This is a genomic window from Pseudomonas sp. IT-P294, from assembly GCF_949767865.1.
Classification (GTDB): Bacteria; Pseudomonadota; Gammaproteobacteria; order Pseudomonadales; family Pseudomonadaceae; genus Aquipseudomonas.
Genome location: NZ_CATKQW010000033.1, coordinates 321,227 through 347,728, shown reverse-complemented (window position 1 = coordinate 347,728; position 26,502 = coordinate 321,227). Strand labels below are relative to the sequence as shown.

General features: G+C 59.7%; 20 protein-coding genes. 9 read left to right on the top strand and 11 right to left on the bottom strand.

The window, feature by feature from the left end:
* The first annotated feature begins 2 nt into the window (after positions 1-2).
* The 5 genes from ACM6I0_RS20650 to cobA all read left to right on the top strand — a co-directional run bounded on the left by ACM6I0_RS20650 (position 3) and on the right by cobA (position 8,327).
* Positions 3-1,673 (top strand): protein kinase domain-containing protein, encoded by a 1,671-nt coding sequence (locus ACM6I0_RS20650; RefSeq protein WP_414923133.1) that lies wholly within the window; start codon positions 3-5, stop codon positions 1,671-1,673.
* Between the two features lie 394 nt (positions 1,674-2,067).
* Entirely contained in the window at positions 2,068-4,521 is a 2,454-nt protein-coding gene (nirB, locus tag ACM6I0_RS20645) for a nitrite reductase large subunit NirB (protein WP_414923132.1), read from the top strand.
* Positions 4,518-4,835, top strand: a complete 318-nt coding sequence (gene nirD, locus ACM6I0_RS20640) for a nitrite reductase small subunit NirD (protein WP_414923131.1) — start codon at positions 4,518-4,520, stop codon at positions 4,833-4,835. Before nirB ends, nirD begins: the two co-directional genes overlap by 4 nt.
* Positions 4,835-7,552 carry a molybdopterin-dependent oxidoreductase gene (locus ACM6I0_RS20635; RefSeq protein WP_414923130.1) on the top strand — a complete coding sequence of 906 codons (2,718 nt, stop codon included), beginning with the start codon at positions 4,835-4,837 and terminating at the stop codon, positions 7,550-7,552. Before nirD ends, ACM6I0_RS20635 begins: the two co-directional genes overlap by 1 nt.
* Positions 7,553-7,562: 10 nt before the next feature.
* The gene (gene cobA, locus ACM6I0_RS20630; protein ID WP_414923129.1) at positions 7,563-8,327 is read left to right on the top strand and encodes a uroporphyrinogen-III C-methyltransferase; all 765 of its coding nucleotides are present in this window, start codon (positions 7,563-7,565) and stop codon (positions 8,325-8,327) included.
* Positions 8,328-8,403: 76 nt separating this feature from the next.
* Here cobA and ACM6I0_RS20625 read toward each other — a convergent pair whose 3' ends face one another.
* The 8 genes from ACM6I0_RS20625 to ppsA all read right to left on the bottom strand — a co-directional run bounded on the left by ACM6I0_RS20625 (position 8,404) and on the right by ppsA (position 16,475).
* A complete protein-coding gene (locus ACM6I0_RS20625) occupies positions 8,404-9,453 on the bottom strand; it encodes an OmpA family protein (protein ID WP_414923128.1) in 1,050 nt (349 codons plus the stop codon).
* 107 nt (positions 9,454-9,560) lie between these two features.
* Positions 9,561-10,151, bottom strand: coding sequence for an RNA polymerase sigma factor SigX (sigX, locus tag ACM6I0_RS20620; RefSeq protein ID WP_008146300.1), 591 nt, complete (start codon positions 10,149-10,151; stop codon positions 9,561-9,563).
* An 87-nt stretch (positions 10,152-10,238) separates the two neighbouring features.
* Positions 10,239-11,063: a mechanosensitive ion channel family protein gene (locus tag ACM6I0_RS20615; RefSeq protein ID WP_008048604.1), complete on the bottom strand. Its 825-nt coding sequence runs from the start codon at positions 11,061-11,063 to the stop codon at positions 10,239-10,241.
* 2 nt (positions 11,064-11,065) lie between these two features.
* A complete protein-coding gene (locus ACM6I0_RS20610; RefSeq protein WP_046027052.1) occupies positions 11,066-11,314 on the bottom strand; it encodes a hypothetical protein in 249 nt (82 codons plus the stop codon).
* 63 nt (positions 11,315-11,377) lie between these two features.
* Positions 11,378-12,373 carry a zinc transporter ZntB gene (locus ACM6I0_RS20605; protein ID WP_414923127.1) on the bottom strand — a complete coding sequence of 332 codons (996 nt, stop codon included), beginning with the start codon at positions 12,371-12,373 and terminating at the stop codon, positions 11,378-11,380.
* Positions 12,374-12,396: 23 nt separating this feature from the next.
* Positions 12,397-12,888, bottom strand: a complete 492-nt coding sequence (gene rraA, locus ACM6I0_RS20600; protein ID WP_414923126.1) for a ribonuclease E activity regulator RraA — start codon at positions 12,886-12,888, stop codon at positions 12,397-12,399.
* A gap of 121 nt (positions 12,889-13,009) precedes the next feature.
* Positions 13,010-13,999: an alpha/beta fold hydrolase gene (locus ACM6I0_RS20595; RefSeq protein ID WP_414923125.1), complete on the bottom strand. Its 990-nt coding sequence runs from the start codon at positions 13,997-13,999 to the stop codon at positions 13,010-13,012.
* 100 nt (positions 14,000-14,099) lie between these two features.
* Positions 14,100-16,475, bottom strand: a complete 2,376-nt coding sequence (gene ppsA / locus ACM6I0_RS20590; RefSeq protein ID WP_285432161.1) for a phosphoenolpyruvate synthase — start codon at positions 16,473-16,475, stop codon at positions 14,100-14,102.
* Positions 16,476-16,649: 174 nt separating this feature from the next.
* Between ppsA and ACM6I0_RS20585 the strand changes: the two genes are divergently transcribed.
* Positions 16,650-17,468: a pyruvate, water dikinase regulatory protein gene (locus ACM6I0_RS20585; protein WP_090181892.1), complete on the top strand. Its 819-nt coding sequence runs from the start codon at positions 16,650-16,652 to the stop codon at positions 17,466-17,468.
* 115 nt (positions 17,469-17,583) lie between these two features.
* Here the strand turns inward: ACM6I0_RS20585 and ACM6I0_RS20580 are convergent, their stop codons facing one another.
* A complete protein-coding gene (locus tag ACM6I0_RS20580) occupies positions 17,584-18,993 on the bottom strand; it encodes a PLP-dependent aminotransferase family protein (RefSeq protein WP_414923124.1) in 1,410 nt (469 codons plus the stop codon).
* A 90-nt stretch (positions 18,994-19,083) separates the two neighbouring features.
* Between ACM6I0_RS20580 and ACM6I0_RS20575 the strand changes: the two genes are divergently transcribed.
* From ACM6I0_RS20575 to ACM6I0_RS20565, 3 genes are all read left to right on the top strand, one after another.
* Positions 19,084-20,007 (top strand): DMT family transporter, encoded by a 924-nt coding sequence (locus ACM6I0_RS20575; protein WP_414923123.1) that lies wholly within the window; start codon positions 19,084-19,086, stop codon positions 20,005-20,007.
* Between the two features lie 446 nt (positions 20,008-20,453).
* Positions 20,454-22,199, top strand: a complete 1,746-nt coding sequence (locus tag ACM6I0_RS20570; RefSeq protein ID WP_285432167.1) for an ABC transporter permease — start codon at positions 20,454-20,456, stop codon at positions 22,197-22,199.
* 14 nt (positions 22,200-22,213) lie between these two features.
* The gene (locus ACM6I0_RS20565; protein WP_285432169.1) at positions 22,214-23,536 is read left to right on the top strand and encodes an AAA-associated domain-containing protein; all 1,323 of its coding nucleotides are present in this window, start codon (positions 22,214-22,216) and stop codon (positions 23,534-23,536) included.
* Positions 23,537-23,560: 24 nt separating this feature from the next.
* On the opposite strand, the gene prpD is transcribed toward ACM6I0_RS20565, so the two are convergent.
* The gene (prpD, locus tag ACM6I0_RS20560) at positions 23,561-25,045 is read right to left on the bottom strand and encodes a 2-methylcitrate dehydratase (protein WP_414923122.1); all 1,485 of its coding nucleotides are present in this window, start codon (positions 25,043-25,045) and stop codon (positions 23,561-23,563) included.
* 210 nt (positions 25,046-25,255) lie between these two features.
* On the bottom strand, positions 25,256-26,446 hold the full coding sequence (gene prpF, locus ACM6I0_RS20555; protein ID WP_414923121.1) for a 2-methylaconitate cis-trans isomerase PrpF: 1,191 nt from the start codon (positions 26,444-26,446) through the stop codon (positions 25,256-25,258).
* Between the last annotated feature and the right edge of the window lie 56 nt (positions 26,447-26,502).

Sequence of the window (26,502 nt, the reverse complement as noted above, 5' to 3'; positions counted from 1 at the left end):
TAATGAGCCTGCAACTGAGCTTCGCCGAAGCCAGCGCCATCGGTCCTCGCGCGGAAAACCAGGACGCCCTGCGCCTGGTCACGCCTGCCCCGGCGCTGGCGGCGAGCAAGGGTTACTTGTTCGCCATCGCCGACGGGGTCAGCCAGTGCGCCGACGGCGGTCTCGCCGCCCGTTCGACCCTGCAGGCCCTGGCGCTGGACTATTACGCCACCCCGGAAACCTGGGGTGTCGCGCAAGCGCTGGATCGCTTGTTGTTGGCGCAAAATCGCTGGCTGCAGGCCAATGGCGGCGGGCAACCGTTGCTCACCACGGTCAGTGCCCTGGTCATGCGTGGCCGGCGTTTTACCTTGGCGCATGTCGGCGATTGCCGGGTTTATCGCTGGCACGCCGACACCTTGCAACGGGTCAGCGAGGACCATGTCTGGGATCAGCCGGGCATGCAACATGTGCTCAAGCGTGCGCTGGGCCTCGATCAGCATCTGGTGCTGGATTTTCTCGACGGTGAACTGCGCCTCGATGAGAGCTTTGTGCTGCTCAGCGATGGCGTGTGGGCCGTCCTCGGCGACACGGCCATTGCCGCGATTCTGCGTGATCAGCCGGACCTCGACAGCGCGGCGCAAACCTTAGTCAACGCCGCGCACCTGGCCGGCAGTCAGGATAATGCCAGCGCCCTGCTGGTGCGGGTCGATGCCCTCGGTGAGACCAGCATTGGCGATGCGCTGATTCATTTGCAGCAATGGCCGCTGCCTCCGGCACTGAAACCGGGCCAGATGTTCGAGGGTTGGCAGGTCGACGGGATTCTCGGCCAGAGCCAGCAATCGCTGCTCTATCGGGTTCGCGACAGTCAGCAACAACCGTGGCTGCTGAAAACCTTGCCCGTTGCGTTGCGCGACGATCATCTGGCCGGGCAAGCCTTGCTGTCGGAAGAATGGTTTCTCAAACGCGTCGCCGGACGGCATTTTCCTGAAGTACATGCCGCCAGTCAGCGTCAGCATTTGTACTACGTGATGCGCGAATATTCCGGATCTACCCTCGCCGCGCTTCACGTGCGCGTTGAACAGCTACCGTTGGCCCAGTGGCAAGACTTGGCTGAGCGCCTGCTGCGGGCCGTCGGCATGCTCCATCGACGGCAAATCCTGCACCGCGACATCAAACCGGAAAACCTGTTGCTGGGGGACGACGGCGAGTTGCGCCTGCTGGATTTCGGCTTAGCGTACTGCCCCGGCCTGTCTGAAGATCAACCCTCTGCGCTGCCCGGAACACCCAGCTACATCGCGCCGGAAGCTTTTCGCGGTGACCCGCCGTCCCTGCAACAGGATCTGTATGCGGTCGGTGTGACCTTGTATTTCCTGCTGACCGGGCATTATCCCTACGGCGAGATCGAAGCTTTCCAGCGCCCACGGTTTGGTGTCCCGATCAGCGCCAGTCGCTACCGCCCCGACGTACCGGAATGGATCGCGCAAAGCCTGGATCGTGCTGTTGCGGTGCAGCCGGCTCAGCGCTTTGAAACCGCAGAAGAATGGTTGCTGGTGCTGGAGCAAGGTGAGCGACGCAGCTTGAGCGTGCGCCCCAGACCGCTACTGGAGCGTGAGCCGCTGAAAGTCTGGCGGACGTTGGCGCTGGGGTCGTTGCTGGTCAATCTGGTGCTGCTGTTTTTGTTGTTCCATGGCTGAGTTTTTTCACTGAATTCAAAAGATCGCAGCCTGCGGTGGCGCCTACGGGTGCCCACGATCTCCCGCAAGTGCTGCCGAAGGCTGCGATCTTTTGATTTTCTGCTTCAAAACCGAGCGTCGCGCCTTGAACCGGTGCATAAAAATACCCTCCTCCCCTGGCGAGAACCCATAAATCGGGCCCTTGCAAGACTTGGCACAACCGCTGCATTACCTTTCTCAACGTACATAAAGCCCAGCCTTCAACGACGAAGGATGCGCTTCCCGAGAGAACGGGACCAGGACAAAGGCGTCCTCGCTAGTTAGCTAGCGGGACGCCTTTTTTTGTTTGCGCAAAATTTGTCGAGCACGACCTGAACGCCCTGATAAGGCGGGTCCGAGCTCCCGGAGAACCTGAATGAAAAAACTAAAACTGGTGATGATCGGCAACGGCATGGCCGGGGTTCGCACCCTGGAAGAATTGCTCAAGCTGAGCAATGAGCTGTACGACATCACCGTCTTCGGCGCCGAACCCCATACCAATTACAACCGCATCCTGCTCTCGCCCGTCCTGGCCGGTGAACAAACCTTCGAGGAGATCGTGCTGAACGATCTGGACTGGTACCTGGAAAACAACATCAAGCTGCTGCTCAACCGCAAGGTGGTGGAGATCGACCGGGTCAAGCGCCGGGTCATCGCCGAAGACGGCACCGAGGCCGACTACGATCGCTTGCTGATCGCGACCGGATCGACCCCGTTCATCCTGCCCATTCCCGGCAACACCTTGCAGGGTGTGATCGGCTACCGCGACATCGCCGACACCCAGGCCATGATCGACACCGCCAAGACCCACAAACACGCTGTGGTCATCGGCGGCGGTCTGCTGGGCCTTGAAGCCGCCAACGGCCTGATGCTGCGCGGCATGCACGTCACCGTGGTGCACATCGGCGAATGGCTGCTGGAGCGGCAATTGGACAAAACCAGCGGCCAGCTCCTGCAAACCGCGCTTGAAGACCGTGGCCTGCACTTTCGCCTGAGCGAACAGACCCAGGCGTTGAACGATGCCGGCAATGGCCGGGTCGGCTCGGTGCAGTTCAAGAACGGCGACATCATCCCCGCCGACCTGGTAGTCATGGCCGCCGGCATTCGCCCGAACACTGAGCTGGCGGAAAAATCCGGCATCCCCTGCAACCGCGGGATTTTGGTCAACGACACGATGCAAACCTACGACCCACGGGTCTACGCCATCGGTGAGTGCGCCAGTCATCGGGGCATCGCCTACGGCCTGGTCGCACCGTTGTTCGAGCAAGCCAAGGTCTGCGCCAATCACCTCGCCCAACTGGGCTTCGCCACCTACAAGGGCTCGGTGACCTCGACGAAATTAAAAGTCACCGGCATCGACCTGTTTTCCGCCGGCGACTTCATGGGCGGCGAAGGCACCGAGACCATCACCCTCTCCGACCCGATCGGCGGGGTCTACAAAAAACTGGTGATCAAGGATGACGTGCTGGTCGGCGCCTGTCTGTACGGCGATACGGCAGATGGTGGTTGGTATTTCCGGCAGATCCGTGAGAACCATGCCATCGGCGAGATCCGCGATCATCTGATGTTTGGCGAAAATGCTTTAGGCGATGTAGGACACCAAGGCCAGGACAAAGCCATGAGCATGGCCGACACCGCCGAAGTCTGCGGCTGCAACGGCGTGTGCAAAGGCACCATCGTCAAGGCGATTCAGGAACACGGTCTGTTCAGCGTCGACGACGTGAAGAAACACACCAAGGCCGCCAGCTCCTGCGGCTCCTGTGCGGGGCTGGTCGAACAGATCCTGATCAACACCGTGGGCGGTGCCGCCGACGTCAAACCGAAAAGCGAAAAAGCCATCTGCGGATGCAGCGACCTCAATCACGGGCAAATCCGCCAGGCGATCCGCGAACAGCACCTGCTGACCATCGCCGGCACCCTGAGTTACCTGAACTGGCGCACCCCGAACGGCTGCGCCACCTGCCGCCCCGCGCTCAACTACTACTTGATTTCGACCTGGCCGGGCGAAGCCAAGGACGATCCGCAATCGCGCCTGATCAACGAACGGGCCCACGCCAACATTCAGAAAGACGGCACCTACTCGGTGGTCCCACGGATGTGGGGCGGTGTGACCAATCCTTCAGAACTGCGACGCATCGCCGATGTGGCCGACAAGTACAACGTGCCGATGGTCAAGGTCACTGGGGGGCAGCGCATCGATTTGCTGGGCATCAAGAAACAGGACCTGCCGGGCGTCTGGAAAGACCTGGACATGCCCTCCGGCCACGCCTACGGCAAATCCATCCGCACGGTAAAAACCTGCGTCGGCAGCGAGTTCTGCCGCTTCGGCACGCAGAACTCCACGCAACTGGGGATCGAGCTGGAACATGACCTGTTCAACATGTGGTCGCCGCACAAAGTGAAACTCGCCGTCTCCGGCTGCCCACGCAACTGTTCGGAAGCGGGCATCAAGGATGTGGGCATTATCGGCGTGGATTCGGGCTGGGAGATGTACATCGGCGGCAACGGCGGGATCAAAACCGAAGTCGCGGAGTTTTTCGTCAAGCTCAAAACCGCCGAAGAAGTGCGCGAATACAACGGCGCGTTCCTGCAGCTGTACCGCGAAGAAGCCTTCTACCTCGAACGCACCGTGCACTACTTGCAACGGGTCGGCATGGAACACATCAAGAAAGCCGTGCTGGAAGACCCGCAGCGCCGCAAAGCATTGAATGAGCGTCTGCAATTTTCCCTGTCGTTCGAACAGGACCCGTGGAAAGAACGCCTGGAGCAACCCCTGCTGAAGAAAGAGTTCGAGGTCATCCCCGTGAAGAACCTGGAGGTGCAGGCATGAACTGGCTGGATATCTGCGCACTGGAAGACATCAATGCCCTCGGCTCCCGGATCATCGCCGGCCCGAAAGGCGACATCGCGATTTTTCGTACAAGCGACGACGAAGTGTTCGCCCTCGATGACCGCTGCCCGCACAAGGGTGGACCGCTGTCCCAAGGACTGATCTACGGCAAACGCGTTGCCTGCCCGCTGCACAACTGGCAGATCGACCTGGAAACCGGCGTGGCCCAGGCCCCGGATATCGGCTGCGCCCACCATCATTCGGCACGGGTCGAGAACGGCCGAGTGTTGCTGGCCCTGCGGGAAGCACGCTGATGAACAGCCAGATCACCGCCTCCACTTGCTGCTACTGCGGGGTTGGCTGCGGCGTGCTGATCGAGCATGACGGCGAGCGCATCCTCGGCGTCAGCGGCGATCCGGCCCACCCGGCCAACTTCGGCAAATTGTGCAGCAAGGGTTCGACCTTGCACCTGACCGGCGACCTGACCGCGCGTGCCTTGTACCCTGAGTTGCGCCTTGGCAAAGGCTTGGCCCGCAGCCGCACCGACTGGGACACCGCCCTCGATCACGCCGCTAGTGTATTCGCGCAAACCATCGCCGAACACGGCCCGGACAGCGTCGCGTTCTACATTTCCGGGCAGTTGCTTACAGAGGATTACTACGCCTTCAACAAACTGGCGCGAGCGCTGGTGGGCACCAACAACATCGACAGCAATTCACGCCTGTGCATGTCGTCGGCAGTGGTTGGCTACAAGCGCAGTCTTGGCGCCGATGCACCGCCCTGCAGCTACGAAGACCTGGAATTGAGCGACTGCGTGATGATCGTCGGCAGCAACATGGCCTACGCCCACCCGGTGCTGTTTCGTCGCCTGGAAGAAGCCAGATCCCGTCGCCCACAGATGAAAGTCATCGTCATCGACCCACGTCGCACCGACACCTGCGATTTGGCTGACCTGCACCTGGCGATTCTTCCCGGGACCGATGTCGCTTTGTTCCATGGGATTTTGCACCTGCTGCTGTGGGAAGACTGGGTCGACCGCGACTTCATCAAGGCGCACACCGAAGGCCTGGGCGAGCTGAAAAACCTGGTGCGCGATTACACGCCGCAAATGGTGTCGCAACTGTGCGGGATCAGCGTCGAGCAATTGCAGCAATGCGCTGAGTGGGTGGGCACCTCGAAGAGCTTTCTATCGTTGTGGTGCATGGGGCTGAACCAATCCACCGCCGGCAGCGCGAAGAACAGTGCGCTGATCAACCTGCACCTGGCCACCGGGCAAATCGGCCGCCCCGGTGCAGGACCGTTCTCCCTGACCGGTCAGCCAAATGCCATGGGTGGCCGGGAAACCGGCAGCCTGTCGAACCTGCTGCCGGGGCATCGCGAAGCGGCCAATGCCGAACATCGCGCGCAAGTGGCGTCCTACTGGGGGGTTGATCAGCTGCCGGCAAACACCGGGCTGACCGCGATCGAGTTGTTTGAGCAGGTTCGTAGCGGAACAATCAAAGCCCTGTGGATCGCTTGCACCAACCCTGCGCAATCGCTGCCGGACCAGACCGCCGTGCGCGCCGCACTGGAGGCCTGCCCGTTCGTGGTATTGCAGGAGGCTTTTCGCACCACCGAAACCGCCGCCTTCGCCGACCTGCTGTTGCCTGCCGCCAGCTGGGGTGAAAAGGACGGTACGGTGACCAACTCTGAACGGCGCATTTCCCACGTTCGCCGGGCCATCGCCGCACCGGGTGAAGCCCGTCCAGACTGGTCGATTACAGTAGATTTCGCACAACGCCTGGAAAAACACCTGCGCCCTGGGCAGAACAGCCTGTTTACCTTTGAATCGCCTGCGCAGGTGTTCGACGAATACAAACAACTGACGCGAGGACGCGACCTCGATCTGTCCGGTATCAGCCATGCGCTGATCGACCGTCTCGGTCCGCAACAATGGCCTTTCCCCACGGGCGCCAGCGAAGGCACCGCTCGTCTGTACCTCGACGGCGTTTTCCCGACCGCCAGCGGGCGCGCGCAATTTGTGGCCGACCCGTATCGCGCTGCCAAGGAACAACGCGACGCACGTTTTCCGCTGACCCTTATCACCGGCCGTCTGCGTGACCAGTGGCATGGCATGAGCCGCACCGGCACTGCCGCGCAGCTCTTCGGTCATGTCAGCGAGGCCGTGCTGAGCCTGCACCCGGATGAACTGCGCCGGCATCGCCTGCAACCGGGTGACCTGATCAACGTCAAAAGCCGTCGCGGCTCGGTGATTGTGCCGGTCAGCAGCGATGACAGCGTGCGGCCTGGCCAGGCGTTTCTGCCGATGCATTTTGGTGACCGCTTTCTCAAGGGTGGCGTTAACACCCTCACCCTTCCCGCCTTCGATCCGCTGTCGAAACAACCGGAACTCAAACACAGCGGCGTGCGACTCGAGCCGGTGCAGTTGCCGTGGCAACTATTCGCCCTGATCGAGGGCAATGTTCAACAGCATATCGAGACGCTACGACCGCTCTGTGAGGCGTTTTCCTACGCCAGCCTCAGCCTGATCGGCCGTGAGCGCCCGGCGTTGCTGATACGCGCTGCCAGCGCCGCAGCGCCCGATCCACAACTGCTGCGTGATATCGATCAGTGCCTGGCGCTCAACGATGGCCCTGTTCTGGCCTATGACGATCCGCGGCGCGCCATTGGCAAACGGGTGCGAATCGAGAACGGTCGAATTACCGCCCTGCGCCTGGCCGGCGAAACACTCGCCCAACACTGGCTGCAAAACCTCTGGCTTGAAGGCCGCGCCGACGAACAACTGCGACGCTGGCTGCTGGCACCGCTAAGCGCGCCACCGGGCAACGCCGGCAATGCGTCAATCGATACAAAAACCCTGTGCAACTGCAAAAACGTCAGCCAAAGCGCCGTCTGCGCAGGTATCAGTCGCGGCCTGGACTTGCAGGGCCTGAAACAGACATTGGGCTGCGGCACGCAATGCGGCTCCTGCGTACCGGAAATCAAGCGCCTGCTGGCTGCCACTGCGCAGCCGATCGCCGTCATCTCGTGAGGAAAACACTATGAGCGCAAAAGTCTGGCTGGTGGGCGCGGGTCCCGGCGACCCTGAATTACTGACCCTCAAGGCTGTTCGAGCGTTGAGAGAAGCGGATGTGGTGCTGATCGACGATTTGGTCAATGACGCGGTGCTGGAGCATTGCCCCAGCGCGCGGATTATTCCTGTGGGTAAACGCGGCGGGTGTCGATCCACCCCTCAAGCGTTCATTCATCGCCTGATGCTGCGTTATGCCCGGCAGGGCAAGTGCGTGGTGCGGCTCAAGGGTGGCGATCCGTGCATCTTCGGTCGCGGCGGCGAGGAGGCGCAGTGGTTGCGCGAGCAGGGTGTCGACGTTGAGCTGGTCAACGGCATCACCGCCGGACTGGCCGGTGCCACGCAATGCGATATTTCGTTGACCCTGCGCGGCGTGGCGCGGGGTGTGACGCTTGTCACCGCCCACACCCAAGATGGCAGCCGCCTGAACTGGCAAGCCCTGGCCCAAGGCGGCACGACGCTGGTGATCTATATGGGGGTGGCGAAGTTGAGCGAGATCCGCGAGCAACTGCTGGAGGGGGGCATGGCGGCGGATACGCCGGTGGCAATGATTGAAAACGCGTCCCTTCCACACCAACGGGAATGTCGCAGCGATCTGACCGCCATGGAACAGGCGGCCAGCGATTTTCAGCTCAAGAGCCCCGCTATTCTGGTGATCGGAGCAGTGGCAGCCCGCGCAACGTCGACTCTGTGGGAGCACAGCTTGCCAGCGATAACCGCCGATCAATCCGCCTGATTCAACCGCCCTTCACCAAATCGCAGACAAAGAAAAGCCCGGCCTAAGCCGGGCTTTTCTCAGAGCTGCGAGCTAATTACTTAGCTTGAGCTTCAACCTTCGCTTCTACGCGACGGTTTACAGCGCGACCAGCTTCAGTGGCGTTGTCAGCAACTGGGCGGGATTCGCCGTAGCCAACAGACTGAACGCGGGACGGCGAAACACCGTACTGGTTGGTCAGAACTTGTTTAACGGCGTTTGCACGACGCTCGGACAGTTTCTGGTTGTAAGCGTCAGGACCGACGGAGTCAGTGTGACCTTCAACAACAGTAGTGGTGGATGGGTACTGCTTCATGAAGTCAGCCAGGTTTTTGATGTCGCCGTAGCTGTTAGGCTTGACTACCGACTTGTTGAAGTCGAACTTCACGTCCAGCTCAACACGAACAACTTCAGCAACTGCCGGGCAGCCATCAGCGTCAACAGTTACGTTGGCTGGGGTGTTAGGGCACTTGTCAACGTTGTCGCACACGCCGTCGTTGTCGCTGTCGGTGCAGACTTCAGCTGGAGCTGCAACTGGAGCAGCAGCAGGCTTGTTGCCGCCACCGAAGTTCACGCCGACACCGATGGATGGGATGTAGTCCCACTTGCCGTTGTCCAGCTTGTAGTCAGCTTCTACGCCAGCACGGGCGAAGACGTTTTCGAGGAAGTAGTACTTAACGCCAGCGCCAGCAGTCAGGAAAGTCGACTGGTCACGACCGGTGTGGCCATCAGCGGCTACGTTGGTCATGCTGCCGTGCTTAACACCACCTTGAACGTAAGGACGCAGAGCGTCGCCAGCGTTGTTGAAGTGGTACTGAGCGTTCAGACCGAACTGATCGCCACGGATTTTCTGATTGCCAGTACCGTTGTTCGAACGGGTGTAATCATCTTTGTTGTAGGTAGCGTTCAACGACACGTCGTCGGTCAAAAAGTAACCGATGGAAGCGCCAGGAGTGTAGCCATCTTCAACGTTCTTAACGCTGTCGTTGTACTTTTTCCCGTAGTTGAGCTCGCCTTCAACTGCGCCTTGGCCTTGTGCCAGAGCGCCGAACGAAGTAGCGGCAATAAGAGTACCAATGGCCAAGCCCAAGGTGTTTTTCAGTTTCATCCGTTAAATCCCCATCTGGTGATTGTGAAGCAGTCCCGCAAACCGGGGGACAACTCGGCGGCAAGTCTATCAGAACTTGCCTACACGTAAGAGATATTTGCGCTGAACTAAGTTTCAGCAATGCCTGCAAATTTCTCACGCAATTTATCTAGAGCACGTTTGTAACGCATTTTTGTCGCACTCAAACCCATATGCATGATATCCGCGATCTCTTGAAATTCCAGCTCTGCGACAAAACGTAGCACCAGAATTTCACGGTCAATCGGGTTCACATACACCAGCCAGCGATCAAGTCCGCCCTTGTCCTCAGGTTTCGGCGCCTTCTCTTCAGACGCTTCCTCGAGGGGGTCCAGACTCAAAGCGTCCATCAAGCGACGCTTCCGCCTTTCCTTCCGATACTGTGTGATGCATTCGTTGTACGTGATGCTGTAGAGCCAGGTTTTGAACTTCGATTTCCCCTCAAAGTTCTTCAGGCCATACAGCACCTTCAACATCACTTCCTGACAGACATCGTCTGCGTCGCGATCGTTCCCTAGATATCGTGCGCAGACGTTAAATAATGTTCGCTGGTAACGCCGCATCAGTTCTTCATAGGCGCGGGTTACGTGAAACAGCTCGGTATGCGAGCGCGCGACCAACTCCTCATCAGAGAGCTCGCGGGGGTCGTAGCGCGTAGAGAGCGATTGAGCTTTATTCAAAACAAGTCGGGCCGACAGTCAGGTCAATGTCCGCCGCAGCCCTTACCGGGCACTTTGCGGCGGCATACATTAGCAGGGTTTGCCGGGTTAGCGGCTACTCACGTGCTGTTCCAGCAGTATCCGATTGGAGAGAGAGACCAGCTCGCCCTCATCCGTCAGCAACGTGGTTTTAACCGTGCCGATCTCCTCAATCTGACCTTCGACCTCGCCAACACGCACTTGTTGCCCAACCTGATACAACTCACGCACATAGATTCCCGCAAGAATCTGACCGGCAATTTCACGGCTTCCCAACCCCATGGCCAGCGCAACGGCCAGACCAACGGTTATCAATACGATCACAATCACATGGTTGAGCAGGTCAGTCTTGACCTCCAACTGGCTGATTGCAACTGAAATGCTGATGATGATCACAAGGCCCTGGGCAATACGTCCAAGGCCCGAAGCGTAATCCAGCCCTACGCCTTCCGCCGCGCCGCGAACCAGCCCATTGGCCAGTTGCGCCAGCAAGACCCCTACCAGCAGCACCAGCGCGGCGCCGAATACTTTCGGCAAATACAGCGCAAGCATATCCAGCGTAGCTGAAACTCGCTCAAGTCCAAGGGATTCCGCAGCAGATACCAGGAAAATAAGCAAAACGAACCAATAAACGATTTTGCCAATCAGGGTCGAGATCGGCACTTGCAGGCCGGCCCGGGACAGCAGCTTGGTCAGACCGGTACCGCCCATCAGGCGATCAAGGCCCAGCTTGGCAAGCAGCTTGGACAGCAACGTGTCCAACAGCTTCGCCACGACGAAACCCAACAGCAGCACGACCAGTGCGCCGAACAGGTTCGGAATGAAGTTGGCAACCTTGGTCCATAACGCAGTCATTGCAGTGACGAGGCTCTGAGTCCAGAGATCAAGTTCCATATTCAATCAGCCTTATCAGCAGTGCGAACGGTAGGTTTACGGTGACGGGAAACCGGCGAGATGTGCGCCGAGCCGTTGTTGAGGGCAATCATCAGCGCGGGCAACCAGCGGCCCAGCAGGCTGAACAAATCACCAGCGCCGACCTGCCGGTTGGCGGTTTTCAGGACACGCCCCAGACACGCATCATCGTCACGGGTGGACGGCGAAGCGTTCAGCATGTCACGCAAAGACTGTTCAAACGGATCGTGCATACGCACCTCTCGTGATGTCTGTGAAAGACGCGGTCAAATTTGCCCGGGTCACATGACTCATCCTCAGACCCAGCGCAAACGTCGGAACAACCACCACTGTCCGAGCGCCACCGTGACCATCATCATGCAGGCAATCAGGAAGCCATAAGGGTTGGACGAGAACGGAATTCCACCGACGTTTATGCCCAGCAGACCGGTCAGAAAACTCATCGGCAAAAAGATCCCGGTGATGATCCCAAATCGATACATCGTGCGATTCATGCGCACGCTCAAACGCCGGTCTTCAGCCTCGAGGACCAGCCCCACCCGCTCCCGGGTCAATTCCAGCTCCTCAAGGTAGCGGGTCAGGCTGTTGTTCAATTCGTTCCAGTAATCGCCATCATCGTCGACAAACCAGGGCAGTTTGATCCGTGTCAGTTGCCCGAAGATATCGCGCTGCGGCGCAAGGAAACGTTTCAGTCCGGCAGCCCTGCGACGGATCTGCAAAACGGCTCCGTGCTCGGGTGTATACCGTTCGTCGGCATCCAGTTTTTCTTCTTCCTCATCGACCACTTCCGAGAGGCAACTGACCAGATCCTGCACCTTGTTGGTCAAGTACTGAGCCATATAAAGAATGAGTTCAGAGGCGGTTTTCGGCCCTTTGCCGTCAGCGAGCTGCACCAGCAGTTCATCGGTCGCGCGCAATGGACGCAGGCGCAGGGAAATCACCCGCTGGGCGGAGGCGAAAATTCGCACAGACACCATGTCTTCCGGTTCTGCGCCAGGGTTCAGGTTGACCCCTCGCAAAAACAGCAACAGCTCAGAGTCCGGCAGCGGCAAAAGACGAGGCCGGGTGTTCTCTTCAAGCAGCAGGTCACAGCTGAATTCACTCAAACCGCTGGATTTGCGCAGCCATGTCTGGGTTTGCGGGTGACTTCGATCCCAGTGCAACCAAAGGCTCTCATGCGCCTGCAGCTGCAAATCGTCGAGTTCAGTCCGGGCTATCGAACGCGCACCGCCTTTACCGTCCAGCACCAGGGCATGCACCAGCCCCCACTGCGCGTTTTCTTCCTCGAACATCCTCACCCCTGGGTTGGAAAGCTTTATTCAGGCATTTTCAGCGGGCTGGGCGAGATGATCACGCCATTGTTGTCCGCATAAATGTAGTGACCGGGATGAAATGTCACGCCAGCGAAGGTCACAGCGACGTTGAGATCGCCGATGCCGCGCTTCTCGGTTTTCATCGGGTGGCTGGCCAGGGCCTGAACCCCCAGGTCGGTTTGCGCGATGACATCGACGTCGCGGATGCAACCGTAGATCACCAGCCCTTCCCAGCCGTTCTGCGCAGCTTTCTCGGCGATCATGTCGCCCAGCAGCGCACGGCGCAGCGAACCGCCACCATCGACCACCAGCACCTTGCCGTTGCCCTTGAGCTCGGCTTGTTCCTTGACCAGCGAGTTGTCTTCGAAGCACTTGATGGTCACGATTTCGCCGCCGAACGAATCGCGGCCGCCAAAATTGCTGAACATCGGTTCCAGCACCTGCACCAGCTCTGGATAGGCATCGCACAAGTCAGGCGTGAGGTAATGGTTCATCGAGAAACTCCTGTAAAAAGGAAGACAATCGAGAGTGTCGCAAAGTGACTGGAACAGCTTGATGCGTCATATCTTAGCCGCAAGCCGATCAGAGCGAAATGCCCTTGTTAGAGCATCAGGCTCAGCTTGCTGTTGCCAGATCCGGCTTTTCACCCAACAACGGTGTCTGTTGATCGGTCAGCCAGCGAGCCACCAATGGCCACACTTCAACCTGAGCGGCTTTGCTGACGAGCATCTCGACATGGCCGAAGTTATCGCCAAAGCCCTGCTCGCGCCCCAGGTTGATGAATTGCTTGTGCTCGGAACCGATCTGGTCGAACAGCTTGCGGCAAGCCCACATGGGGTCCTGATGGTCACCTGCGGCACTGACAGCCAGTACCGGCAACCGAACCTCGGCCAATCCCGCCCACCAATCCTTGTCGGCATCGCCAAAGCGCCCGAACAGGCCATACCAGCGCATGCTTTCCAGGGCCAGGCCAATGGGCTCGTCCTCCGGGCCGCGCTTGAGCCGTGAACCTGACAGTTGTGCGAAACGCTTGAGAATAAAGCGCCCGCTCCACTCCACCGGTGGAATTTTCAATGGCCAGTAGGTGCGGCTGACCTGCGTCCCGAAAAACGCCGCCGAGGCGACCACAGGCTCGCCGATGTACTCGCCACCCAGCGCGGCCGCCAGGGTAATGCCACCCAACGAGTGACCGATCCAGTGCGGCACCTGGCCGCTTTGCTCGCGCACGAACGCACCAATGGCCGGCAGATCGTAACGGGCGTAGTCGCTGACACGGTTCTTGCGGTAGTTCTGGTTGCGCTGGGACAAGCCGTGGCCGCGCATTTCGGGAATCCAGACATCGAATCCCAGACGCGTCAGATAGGCGCCCAGCCCAAGCCCCTTTGGGGAGAACCAGAACCGGCGATTGGAGAAACTGCCGTGCAACAAGATCACCGGTACGCCACGCACAGCTGGCTCATCGGCCATGCCCAGACGCGTCACCGCCAGCTCGACGGTGCCGTCAGGGCTGTTGCCCGGTTTCAAACGATAGACGTCTTCGCTCAGATCGCCGCGCCGCTCGGCGCTGATCAGAGCGACAGGAAATAGGTTGCTGCTGCTTTGCATAAGGCTCTTGCACAAAAAAGGGCGGCTTCCAGAGGAGCCCGCCCTACTTAAACCTCTAAAAGGGCCGCTCCCACAGAGAGCAGCCCTTTCACTCACGCCATCAAGCCGACGCTTGACCTTCAGCCAGGAAGAACCAGGTTTCCAGTACGGAATCGGGGTTCAGCGAAACACTTTCGATGCCTTGTTCCATCAACCATTTAGCCAGGTCCGGGTGGTCCGAAGGACCCTGACCGCAAATGCCGATGTACTTGCCAGCCTTGTTGCAGGCCTGAATCGCGTTGGCCAGCAGCTTCTTGACCGCCGGGTTACGCTCGTCGAACAGGTGAGCAATGATCCCGGAGTCACGGTCCAGGCCCAGCGTCAGCTGAGTCAGGTCGTTGGAGCCGATGGAGAAGCCGTCGAAGAACTCGAGGAATTCTTCCGCCAGGATCGCGTTGGACGGCAGTTCGCACATCATGATGATGCGCAGGCCGTTCTCGCCGCGCTTCAGACCATTCTCTGCCAACAGGTCGATGACCTGGCTGGCTTCGCCCAGAGTACGGACGAATGGCACCATGATTTCAACGTTGGTCAGGCCCATCTCGTTGCGCACGCGCTTGAGGGCGCGGCATTCGAGTTCGAAGCAGTCACGGAACGATTCGCTGATGTAACGCGAGGCGCCACGGAAGCCCAGCATCGGGTTTTCTTCTTCCGGCTCGTAGAGCTTGCCGCCGATCAGGTTCGCGTATTCATTGGACTTGAAGTCCGACAGACGCACGATGACCTTTTTCGGGGTGAACGCAGCAGCCAGGGTGCTGATGCCTTCAACCAGCTTCTCGACATAGAAGCCGACCGGATCGTCGTAGCCGGCAATGCGCTTGTCGACGCTGTCCTTGATGTCCTGCGGCAAGCCGTCGTAGTTCAACAGCGCCTTAGGGTGAACACCGATCATGCGGTTGATGATGAATTCCAGGCGGGCCAGGCCCACACCAGCGTTCGGCAGCTGCGCGAAGTCGAAGGCGCGGTCCGGGTTGCCGACGTTCATCATGATCTTGAACGGCAGGTCCGGCATGGCATCAACGGAGTTTTTCTTGATGTCGAAGCCCAGTTCGCCTTCGAAGATGTAGCCGGTGTCGCCTTCTGCACAGGAGACGGTTACGCCCTGGCCTTCTTGCAACAGCTGAGTGGCGTTGCCGCAACCGACCACGGCCGGAATACCCAGTTCGCGAGCGATGATCGCCGCGTGGCAGGTACGACCGCCACGGTTGGTGACGATGGCACTGGCGCGCTTCATGACCGGTTCCCAATCCGGGTCGGTCATGTCGGAAACCAGTACGTCGCCTGGCTGGACCTTGTCCATCTCGGACACGTCCTTGATGATGCGGACCTTGCCGGCGCCGATGCGCTGGCCGATGGCGCGACCTTCCACCAGCACGGTGCCGGTTTCTTTCAACAGGTAGCGTTCCATGACGTTGGCCTGGGTGCGGCTCTTCACGGTTTCAGGACGGGCCTGAACGATGTAGAGCTTGCCGTCGTCGCCGTCTTTGGCCCATTCGATGTCCATCGGACACTTGTAGTGCTTCTCGATGATCATCGCTTGCTTGGCCAGTTCACTGACTTCGGCGTCGGTCAGGCAGAAACGTGCGCGATCAGCTTTGTCCACGTCGATGGTCTTGACCGATTTACCGGCCGTGGCGACTTCGCCGTAGATCATCTTGATGGCTTTGCTGCCTAGGTTGCGACGCAGAATGGCCGGACGACCGGCTGCCAGCGTGCCTTTGTGGACGTAGAACTCATCCGGGTTCACCGCGCCTTGTACGACGGTCTCACCCAGGCCGTAGGCGCCGGTGATGAACACCACGTCACGGAAGCCCGATTCGGTATCGAGGGTGAACATCACGCCGGCAGTGCCGGTTTCGGAGCGGACCATGCGCTGCACGCCGGCCGACAGGGCTACCAGCTTGTGGTCGAAGCCCTGGTGGACGCGGTAGGAAATGGCGCGATCGTTAAACAGAGAGGCGAACACCTCTTTGGCGGCGCGAATGACGTTTTCAACGCCACGGATGTTCAGGAAGGTTTCCTGCTGACCGGCGAAGGAAGCGTCCGGCAGGTCTTCGGCGGTAGCGGAAGAGCGCACGGCCACGGCCATGTCAGGGTTGCCGGCCGACAGCGTGGCGAACGCGGTGCGGATCTCGGCGTTGAGCTTCTCCGGGAATTCGGCTTCCATGATCCATTGACGGATCTGGGCGCCGGTCCTGGCCAGGGCATTGACATCGTCGACGTCCAGGGCGTCGAGGGCGGCGTGGATCTGATCGTTCAGGCCGCTCAGTTCCAGAAAATCACGATAAGCCTGAGCTGTCGTGGCAAAGCCACCGGGCACCGATACACCGGCGCCTGCAAGGTTACTGATCATCTCGCCAAGGGATGCGTTCTTGCCCCCTACGTGCTCTACATCATGGACGCCGAGCTTATCGAGGGAAACTACGTACTCTACCAAGGTGATCTCTCCACTAACTGTGTTGGAAAAGCTCAGAAGCCGGCTGCTCGAGGGAGCGTTTGCCAGCTATATGGCCTGGACCTGGAAAATAAGTGAGAATGCGGGCCACTGGCGGCCGGCAAATCGCGCCTATCATATCCAAGATTCGTCACTAGCTTAAGGCCCAAGGTGCAAATGAAACGATCTGCTTTCTTTATTTCCGACGGTACCGGCATCACGGCCGAAACCCTCGGCCAAAGCCTCTTGGCGCAGTTCGAAAACATTACCTTCAGCAAATTCACGCGTCCGTACATCGACAACGTGGATAAAGCGCGGGCCATGGTACAACAAATCAACAAAGCCGCCGAAACCGACGGCTTCCGGCCGATCATCTTCGACACCATCGTCAATCAGGACATCCGTGAGATCCTTGCGACGTCCAATGGTTTCATGATCGACATTTTCTCGACCTTCCTGGCGCCTCTGGAACAGGAACTGACCGAGCATTCTTCCTACACCGTCGGCAAATCCCACTCGATTGGCACCAACTCCAATTACATGGAGCGTATCGAGGCGGTGAACTTCGCCCTCGACAACGATGACGGCGCCCGAACCCACTATTACGACAAGGCCGACTTGATACTAGTGGGCGTGTCGCGATGTGGTAAGACGCCGACGTGCCTGTACATGGCCATGCAATTTGGCATCCGCGCGGCCAACTACCCGCTGACCGAAGACGACATGGAACGCCTGCAACTGCCGGCCGCCCTGCGCGCCCACCAGCACAAACTGTTCGGCCTGACCATCGACCCGGACCGCCTCACCGCGATCCGCAACGAGCGCAAGCCCAACAGCCGCTATTCGAGCTATGCCCAGTGCGAATTCGAAGTGCGCGAGGTCGAAAACCTGTTTCGCCGCGAGAACATACCGAACATCAATTCCACGCATTTTTCGGTGGAAGAAATTTCCGCGAAAATCCTGGTGGAAAAAGGTGTCGAGCGGCGGTTCAAGTAGCTCTGCGGCACCCGTAAGGTCGCCTTCGCGAGCAAGGCCAGTTCCCACAGTCTGATCGAGTTCCCCCACCTGGAATTTGATCGAATTGTGGGGCCGGCTTGCTCACGAAAAACGATTACGCAGTCTCGCTCAATGCCCGCGCCAACGCTTCAAATCCCGCCAGCAACAACCGGTCATCCCCCGAGGCATTACACACACTCACCCGAATACACTGCGGAACCGCCGCATGCCCTACCGCAAAAGCCTCGGCGGTGGCCACCAGGTAGTTGTTTTCCTTGAGCTCCGCCGCGATCTGCGACGCCCGCCACAACTCGGGCACTTCGATCCAGAAATGCGGGCTGTGGACATGGGTCTTGTAGGTCAGGCCTTCGAGCGTCGCGTTGACCAACGCCTTGCGCCGACGTATCTCGCTGATCTGCTCTTTGAGCAACTGCATGGCGATACCGCTTTCGATCCAACAACTCGCCACTTCCATCGCCAACGGATTGGCCATCCAGCATGTTCCGCGAATCGCTGAACGCAGACGTCCAAGCGATGCAAGGGGCGCGTGCAGGAAACCCACGCGCAATCCGGCTGAAACGGCCTTGCTCAAACTGCCGATCAACACTGCACGCTCCGCAGCAAACGCACTCAGGGGCAGCGGCCGCTGGCGATCCAGCGACGCATGCGCTTCGTCTTCGAAGATCAGCAGATTGTGATGCCGACAGATCTCGGCGATTGCCTGACGTCGCGGGATCGACATCACCGCAGCGGTAGGGTTCTGGATCGTCGGCGTGCAGTACAACGCACAAACCCGGTGCTGACGACAAATGTCCTCCAGCGCCGAGGGCAACAATCCTTCATCGTCCATCGCGGCACCGATGAGTTTTATCCCGAGCTGGCGTGCGACGCTGATCAAACCCGGGTAGGACAGATGTTCGGTGACGACAGTGTCACCGGCCTTGAGCAAGCCCATCAGCGCGCACAACAGACCGTGCTGGCCACCGTTGACACACAGCACCTGCTCGGCATTTGGCTGAAAGGCTCCATGGCTCAGCCATTGCGCGCCGGCCTGCCGATGGCGGAGCAAGCCGCTTTCGGGGGTATAGCCGATCAACTGCTGCAATCTGCGGGAATCGCTGGCCAAGGCCTGCAGAGTCTGGCTCATGAACGCGCTTTCCTGGCCGGGAATCGGCTGATTGCGGCTCATGTCAAAACAGGTTGGCGGCTCATCGCTGACATTGCGAAAGCCCTTGTCCTGCGGCCGCTCCATCCCGCGCTGACGCACATAAGTGCCATCGCCTACACGGGCCACGACCAGGCCCACACGCTCCAGTTCGCCATACGCCCGGCTGATGGTGCCGATGGTCACACCCAGGCTGTCAGCCAACAATCGGTGGGGCGGCAGCTTCGACCCAGCGTCGATCACACCTTCAGCAATCGCCTGTTCCACCGCATCGGCGAGTCGCTTGTACTTCACCCCCACGCCGTTGGCGAGACCATCCCGCAGGATTGACACCATGGCAATACTTACTTTGACAGTCATTCGTTCCCCGAATAGCGTGCTGAAAACAGGCTCAATCAGGAATAGACCTTTTCTCAGATCAGGTCAATTTGCCAAAAAGGATCCAGGAAGATGTCCACCGCCGCCATCAGCACGCCGCCTAACGTTACCCGCCCCTGGCTGTCCGGGTTGATCACCAGCACGCTGTTTCTGATCGTGTGCCTGAGTTGGGGCACCACTTGGCTGGGGATCAAGATTGCAGTCGAAAGCGTGCCGCCCCTGACCGCCGCCGGGCTGCGCTTTCTGATTGCCTTTCCACTGTTTCTGAGTTTTGCCTTGTTGCGCAGGGAACCGCTGCTGTTTCCGCGACAAAGCCGCGGGTTCTTCGTATTCGTCACGCTGTCGTATTTCAGCCTGCCCTACTACTTGCTCAACTACGGCGAGACGCACGTGTCTTCCGGCCTGACTGCCCTGCTGTTCAGTTGCATGCCGGTGTTCATCCTGATTTTTTCCGCGCTGTTCCTGCGCGAACGCATCCGTGCCACTCAGGTGATCGGCATCGCGATAGGCTTTGCCAGCCTGTTCATGATCATCAAGCACCAGGGCCTGCACCTGGACCATGCCGAACTGTTGGGCGTCATGGCGATCCTGGTCTCCGCGATCATGCACGCCTTGTGCTACGTCATCACCAAACAGAAAGGCAGCGCCATCAGCATCATCACCTACAACACCCTGCCCATCGGCATCGCCGGATTGATGTTGCTGAGCGCTGGCCTGTGCTTTGAAACGCCGACGTTCGCCGCCATCACCTTGCGCTCATGGAGCGCCCTGCTCTACCTGGGGTTGGTGGCGTCAGTGGGCGGTTTCATCGTGTATTTCCTGCTACTCAAGCGCCTGAGCCCGGTGCTGTTGTCGTTCGTGTTCATCATCTTCCCGGTGTTCGCGGTGATCCTCGGCGCCTGGTACGAAGGCACGGAAATCTCCCGCGACCTGATGCTGTACTTGGCGATCCTGCTCGGCGGATTTGCGATCACCAAGCTGCCGAACAAACGCTGAACCCCTTCCCCGGCTCTCAGCCTGTTCAACAACGAGTCCTGCCGGCGTGCCGTCGGTGCCCGGGATGCCGGTGCAGCATCAGTGCCGACCAGGGGCGGCTGGATTTCGAACTGCCGCAGATGAACCTCGAGCAAGCAGAACCGCCGGGCGATCCTGGGTTTCGAATGAACGTGTGCACGCATCCAAGATGAAAACTTCTTCACCCAAATCTGACACGCTCTTTACGCCTTTGTAACATTTGGAAATATACAATCCGCACAAGCTGCGCATCGGGTTCAAGATCCCCTGCGCCGGCCCTCCTGGCCTGATGAATTCACCGGGCCCGCAACAGCCACTTCCCCCTTGAACCTGTAGAGCGAGCCCCCGCTCATTCTCGGTGGGTCGTGCAGGCAGAAGCTACGCTCAGACTGCCGCGCCTTACTTGGAAACCGCTGGAATCACTGTTTATGAAGAGAGTGTTCCGTCACTACATCCCGGCCTCGACCCGGCGCATGCTCCCCAATCGCTGGGACTTGATCGCCATGCCGCTGGTGATCGGCTTTTTGCTGTTTTTCTCGATCGGTGCGCGGGAAACCTGGGCGCCGATTGCAACCCTGCAGAGTTCAGTGGTCTCCCTGGACCCCGCCAATCTGCCCGAATACGCCATGCGCACCATCCTGCGTATGCTTGCGGCGATGGTCGCGGCCCTGCTGTTTACCCTGCTCTACGGCACATTGGCCGCAAAAAGCCGACGCGCCGAAAAACTGCTGGTGCCCGTGCTCGACATCCTGCAATCGGTGCCAGTACTGGGCTATATCTCCTTTACCGTCACCTTCTTTCTGCTGTTGTTTCCCGGTCGGGTGCTGGGAGCGGAGTTCGCGGCGATTTTTGCCATTTTCACCAGCCAGGCCTGGAACATGACCTTCAGTTTCTACCAGTCCCTGCGGATGTTGCCGCGGGACCTGGTGGAAGTGTCGACCAATCTGCAACTGTCCGGCTGGCAAAAATTCTGGAAGCTCGACGTGCCCTTCGCCATGCCCGGATTGATCTGGAACATGATGATGAGCATGTCCGGCGGCTGGTTCTTCGTGGTGGCGTCCGAAGCGATCACCGTCGGCGACCAGACCATCACCCTGCCGGGGATCGGTTCGTACCTCGCCCTCGCCATCGCGCAACAGGACATGCACGCAGTTGGCTACGTCATCCTGACCATGATCGTGGTCATCCTGATCTACGACCAGTTCCTGTTCCGTCCGCTGGTGGCCTGGGCTGATAAATTCCGCATGGAGAACACCGCCTCGCAGACCGCCGCGCCCGAGTCGTGGGTGCTCAAGCTGATCCAGCGTACCCGGATGATCCAGCGCATATTGCGCCCCTTCGCCCGCATCATCAGCCGCCTGGGCAACATGCGCCTGAACCTGCCGCGCTCGGCGCGCAAAGCCCTCTCCTCGGAAAGCCCGGCCACGGCGAAGACAATTGACTGGATCTGGGGCTCGCTGATCGCAGTGCTGACGGCTTATGCGCTGTACCACATCGTGCTGTATGTCGGCACCGAGGTGACCCTCGGCGAGGTTGGCCATGTATTTCTGATGGGGTTCTTCACGCTGCTGCGCGTGGCCGGGCTGATCTTCATCGCCTCGCTGATCTGGGTCCCCCTGGGCGTAATGATCGGCCTGCGACCGGCGCTGGCGGAAAAGATCCAGCCATTGGCCCAGTTTCTCGCCGCCTTCCCGGCGAACCTGCTGTTCCCGGTGTTTGTCATCGTGATACTGCGCTACCAGTTGAACCCCGACATCTGGCTCAGCCCGCTGATCGTGCTCGGCACCCAGTGGTACATCCTGTTCAACGTGATCGCCGGGGCCAGTGCGTTCCCCAATGACTACAAGGAAGCCGCCACCAACTTTCGCATTCGCGGCTGGCTGTGGTGGCGCAAGGTCATGCTGCCGGGCATCTTCCCCTACTACGTGACCGGCGCCATCACCGCGTCGGGCGGCGCGTGGAACGCCAGCATCGTCTCCGAATTCGTATCCTGGGGGCAGGAAAAAGTCGTCGCCCACGGCCTCGGCGCCTATATCGCCGAAACCACGGCAGCGGGCGACTTTCCGAAAATCACCTTGGGGGTGGTGGTGATGTCGTTCTTCGTCGTGGCCTTCAATCGCTTGGTCTGGCGGCCGATGTACGCCATGGCCGAAAACAAACTGCGCCTCAACTGACCGGATTCGCTGTGATGAATACCTATACCGAAAACGCGTCCACCCGCCCCGAAATCTACTCGCTCAGTGACGTCAACCGGGTGTTTGGCAAGGGCAAGGAGGAGCTGCAAGTGCTCAGCGGGGTCGATCTGACCCTGCGCGAAGGCGAGATCGTCGGCATGCTGGGCCGCTCCGGCTCAGGCAAGTCCACGTTGCTGCGGATTATTGCCGGCCTGATCGAACCTTCGTCGGGCGAAGTCCTGTACAACGGCAAACCGCTCGACGGGCCGGCCGAAGGCGTAGCCATGGTGTTCCAGACCTTCGCCCTGTTTCCCTGGCTGACCGTGCTGGAAAACGTCGAGGCTGGCCTGCAAGCCTTGCAGGTCGAACGCAAGGCTGCACGCAAGCGTGCCTTGGCGGCAATCGACCTGATCGGCCTCGACGGTTTCGAAAACGCCTACCCTCGCGAGCTATCCGGTGGCATGCGTCAGCGCGTGGGCTTCGCTCGTGCCTTGGTGGTCAACCCGACCCTGTTGTTGATGGACGAACCCTTCTCGGCGCTCGACGTGTTGACCGCCGAAACCCTGAGGACGGATCTGCTGGATCTGTGGAGCGGCAAGCAGCTGCCGATCAAATCGATCCTGATCGTGACCCACAACATCGAAGAAGCGGTGCTGATGTGCGACCGCATTCTGGTGTTGTCGTCCAACCCCGGGCGGGTGGTGGCGGAAATCAAAGTACCGTTCGCCCATCCACGCAATCGTCTGGATCCGGCCTTCCGGCAGATGGTCGATGACATTTATGCGCAAATGACCGATCGCCGAACCGCCGATGCCATCACCGGCAAGCCCGAACTGAAAATGAGCAGCCCGCTGCCGGAAGTGTCCACCAACCTGATGGCCGGTTTGATCGAAACCCTGGCGGCCGAGCCATACAACGGCCACGCCGGCCTGCCCACCGTAGCCGAGCGGCGACTGTTGGAAGTCGACGATCTGTTTCCGGTGGCCGAGATGCTGGAACACCTTGGGTTCGCCGAACTGAAGGGCGCCGATATTACCCTGACCGACGCTGGAAAACTGTTCGCCGACTACGGCACCCAGGAGCGCAAAACCCAGTTTGCCGAACACCTGATCCGCCACGTGCCGCTGGCGGCGCGCATCCGTCAGGTCTTGCTGGAACGCAATGGCCACCGGGCACCGCGTGTGCGCTTCGAGCAGGAACTGCAGGATTCACTGACCGAAGCGTTCGTGGAAAAAACCCTGGAAGTGGTGATCGCCTGGGGTCGTTACGCCGAGATTTTCTCCTACGACGACCACACCGAAACCTTTAGCCTGGAGGATGTCGAGGGCAGCCAATAGCCCGCGACACCTCAGGCGTCGCCCCTAGATCACGAACAGATCGACAAAGCGATTCACCGGCATGGCTTCAAGCGTTTGCTGATCCTTGCACAAGGCCAGGATCTCGGCGCTGCGCTGGCCGGTGAACCGCGTCGCCAGGTTCGCCCTGAACTTGTCTTCCAGCAATGGAATACCTTCGGCGCGGCGACGGCGATGGCCAATGGGGTACTCGACCACCACGTTCTCGGTGCTTGAACCGTCCTTGAAGAACACCTGAATCGCGTTGGCGATGGAACGCTTGTCGGCTTCCAGATACTCACGGGTGAAGCGCGGGTCTTCGACGATGACCATTTTCTCGCGCAGCACGTCAATGATCGGGTGCGCGGCGTGGAAGTCATCTTCGTACTGTTCGGCCACCAGATTACCGAAGGCCAACGGCACGGCGGTCATGTATTGGAGGCAGTGGTCGCGGTCCGCCGCATTCGCCAATGGACCGACCTTGGAGATGATGCGGATCGCCGACTCGTGGGTGGTGATGACGATTTTGTCGATGTCATGCAGACGATTTCTAACCTGTGGATGCAAGGTCACTGCCGCTTCGCACGCAGTTTGCGCGTGGAATTCAGCCGGAAAACTGATCTTGAACAACACGTTTTCCATCACGTAGCTGCCATACGGGCGGGAGAAACTGAACGCGCGTTTGTCTTCGGGCTTGAGCGCCAGGTCGTTGTTGGTGTGGCTGAACAGCACGTCGTAGAAGCCCCACTGCCTGGCGGTCAGCACGCCGGGGATGCCCATTTCGCCGCGCATGGCGATGTCCGCCAGACGCACGCCACGGCTGGAGGCATCGCCTGCAGCCCAGGATTTGCGCGACCCGGCATTCGGCGCATGGCGATAAGTGCGCAGCGCCTGGCCATCGGCAAAAGCGTGGGACAGCGCCGACAGCAATTGCTCGCGATGGGCCCCCATGAGCTTGGCCGTGACCGCCGTGGAGGCGACTTTCACCAGCAACACGTGATCAAGGCCTACACGGTTGAACGAATTTTCCAGGGCAATCACGCCTTGAATCTCGTGGGCCATGATCATCGCTTCGAGCACTGCACGCATCGTCAGCGGCGCATCGCCATTGGCCAGGCGTTTTTGCGACAGGTGATCCGCCACGGCGAGAATGCCGCCGAGGTTATCCGACGGATGACCCCACTCGGCGGCGAGCCAGGTGTCGTTGTAATCGAGCCAACGGACGATGCAGCCAATGTCCCACGCGGCCTTGACGGGATCGAGACGGTAATTCGTACCAGGTACCCGGGCGCCAAACGGAACGACGGTGCCTTCGACGATAGGGCCCAGGTGCTTGGTGCATTCGGGGAAGCGCAGGGCCAGCAGGCCGCAGCCGAGGGTGTCCATCAGGCAGTTGCGGGCTGTGTCCAGGGCTTCACTGGATTCGATGTTGTAGCTGAGGACGTAGTCCGCGATGTCCTGCAGAACGGTGTCGTAGTCGGGGCGATTGTTCAGGTCGACGTTGGCGCTCATGTTCGATTCACTCGGTTAGTGCTTCGTTGATGGGACCTCGGTTCAGGGCAATCTCTGTCAGCTACTACTTTCTTATTTGGAATACGATCCACTGTGGGAGCGAGCCTGCTCGCGATGGCGGTATAACTGGCAACAAGGATGTTGAATGTTATGGCCTCATCGCGAGCAGGCTCGCTCCCACAGGGTTTTTTGTTTATCTCAGGTTCCGGATCAGAAAGAATCACCCGGCACACGGACAAACCCTTCCATCAACACCCGCGCACTGCGGCTCATGATGGCTTTGTTCACGGTCCATTCGCCGTTCACCTGGCTGGCCTCGGCGCCGACACGCAACGTACCGGACGGATGCCCGAAGCGCACCGCATTGCGTTCGATGCCGCCCGCCGCGAGGTTCACCAGGGTGCCGGAAATCGCTGCCGCCGTACCGATCGCCACCGCAGCAGTGCCCATCATCGCGTGGTGCAATTTGCCCATCGACAGCGCGCGCACCAGCAGGTCGACATCACCCGCCGCAATCGCCTTGCCACTGGACGCCACGTAGTCCGCAGGCTTGGCCACAAAGGCAACCTTGGGTGTGTGCTGACGTTTGGCCGCTTCGTCCAGGTCCTTGATCAGACCCATGCGCAACGCGCCATAAGCGCGAATGGTCTCGAACATCGCCAAGGCTTTCGGATCGCTGTTGATCGCGCCCTGCAACTCGGTGCCCTTGTAACCGATGTCCTCGGCATTGACGAAAATCGTCGGAATGCCGGCGTTGATCATGGTCGCCTTGAAGGTCCCGACGCCGGGCACTTCGAGGTCATCCACGAGGTTGCCGGTGGGGAACATCGAACCACCGCCGCCCTCTTCTTCCGCCGCCGGGTCCATGAATTCGACTTGCACTTCGGCGGCTGGAAAGGTCACGCCATCGAGTTCGAAATCGCCGGTTTCCTGCACTTCACCGTTGGTGATCGGCACGTGGGCGATGATGGTCTTGCCGATGTTGGCCTGCCACACGCGCACCACGGCAATGCCGTTGTGCGGAATGCGGCTGGCGTCCACCAGACCGTTGCTTATGGCGAACGAACCGACGGCTGCCGACAGGTTGCCGCAGTTGCCGCTCCAGTCGACGAAAGGTTTATCGATGGAGACTTGACCGAACAGGTAATCAACATCGTGATCGGCCTTGATGCTCTTCGACAGGATCACGGTTTTGCTGGTGCTGGACGTTGCGCCGCCCATGCCGTCGATTTGCTTGTCGTACGGATCGGGGCTGCCGATCACGCGCAACAACAGCGCATCGCGCGCCGGGCCGGGAATCTGTGCCGCTTCGGGCAGGTCTTTGAGGCTGAAAAACACGCCTTTACTGGTGCCGCCACGCATGTAGGTAGCGGGAATCTTGATCTGGGGTGCGTGAGCCATGTGTGCTCCTTCAAAGCGGGCAAGGGACGTGTAATCCCCTGCCCGCACAGCCTGTT

Bases quoted from the DNA above. Each gene is read 5' to 3' on its own strand.
- ACM6I0_RS20625 (WP_414923128.1), bottom strand. From the start codon at position 9,453: ATGAAACTGAAAAACACCTTGGGCTTGGCCATTGGTACTCTTATTGCC.
- nirB (WP_414923132.1), top strand. From the start codon at position 2,068: ATGAAAAAACTAAAACTGGTGATGATCGGCAACGGCATGGCCGGGGTT.
- ACM6I0_RS20580 (WP_414923124.1), bottom strand. From the start codon at position 18,993: ATGACTGTCAAAGTAAGTATTGCCATGGTGTCAATCCTGCGGGATGGT.
- ACM6I0_RS20635 (WP_414923130.1), top strand. From the start codon at position 4,835: ATGAACAGCCAGATCACCGCCTCCACTTGCTGCTACTGCGGGGTTGGC.
- ACM6I0_RS20615 (WP_008048604.1), bottom strand. From the start codon at position 11,063: ATGGAACTTGATCTCTGGACTCAGAGCCTCGTCACTGCAATGACTGCG.
- ACM6I0_RS20610 (WP_046027052.1), bottom strand. From the start codon at position 11,314: ATGCACGATCCGTTTGAACAGTCTTTGCGTGACATGCTGAACGCTTCG.
- ACM6I0_RS20565 (WP_285432169.1), top strand. From the start codon at position 22,214: ATGAATACCTATACCGAAAACGCGTCCACCCGCCCCGAAATCTACTCG.
- cobA (WP_414923129.1), top strand. From the start codon at position 7,563: ATGAGCGCAAAAGTCTGGCTGGTGGGCGCGGGTCCCGGCGACCCTGAA.
- ACM6I0_RS20595 (WP_414923125.1), bottom strand. From the start codon at position 13,999: ATGCAAAGCAGCAGCAACCTATTTCCTGTCGCTCTGATCAGCGCCGAG.
- ACM6I0_RS20585 (WP_090181892.1), top strand. From the start codon at position 16,650: ATGAAACGATCTGCTTTCTTTATTTCCGACGGTACCGGCATCACGGCC.
- nirD (WP_414923131.1), top strand. From the start codon at position 4,518: ATGAACTGGCTGGATATCTGCGCACTGGAAGACATCAATGCCCTCGGC.
- ACM6I0_RS20650 (WP_414923133.1), top strand. From the start codon at position 3: ATGAGCCTGCAACTGAGCTTCGCCGAAGCCAGCGCCATCGGTCCTCGC.
- ACM6I0_RS20570 (WP_285432167.1), top strand. From the start codon at position 20,454: ATGAAGAGAGTGTTCCGTCACTACATCCCGGCCTCGACCCGGCGCATG.
- prpD (WP_414923122.1), bottom strand. From the start codon at position 25,045: ATGAGCGCCAACGTCGACCTGAACAATCGCCCCGACTACGACACCGTT.
- rraA (WP_414923126.1), bottom strand. From the start codon at position 12,888: ATGAACCATTACCTCACGCCTGACTTGTGCGATGCCTATCCAGAGCTG.
- ACM6I0_RS20605 (WP_414923127.1), bottom strand. From the start codon at position 12,373: ATGTTCGAGGAAGAAAACGCGCAGTGGGGGCTGGTGCATGCCCTGGTG.
- ACM6I0_RS20575 (WP_414923123.1), top strand. From the start codon at position 19,084: ATGTCCACCGCCGCCATCAGCACGCCGCCTAACGTTACCCGCCCCTGG.
- prpF (WP_414923121.1), bottom strand. From the start codon at position 26,446: ATGGCTCACGCACCCCAGATCAAGATTCCCGCTACCTACATGCGTGGC.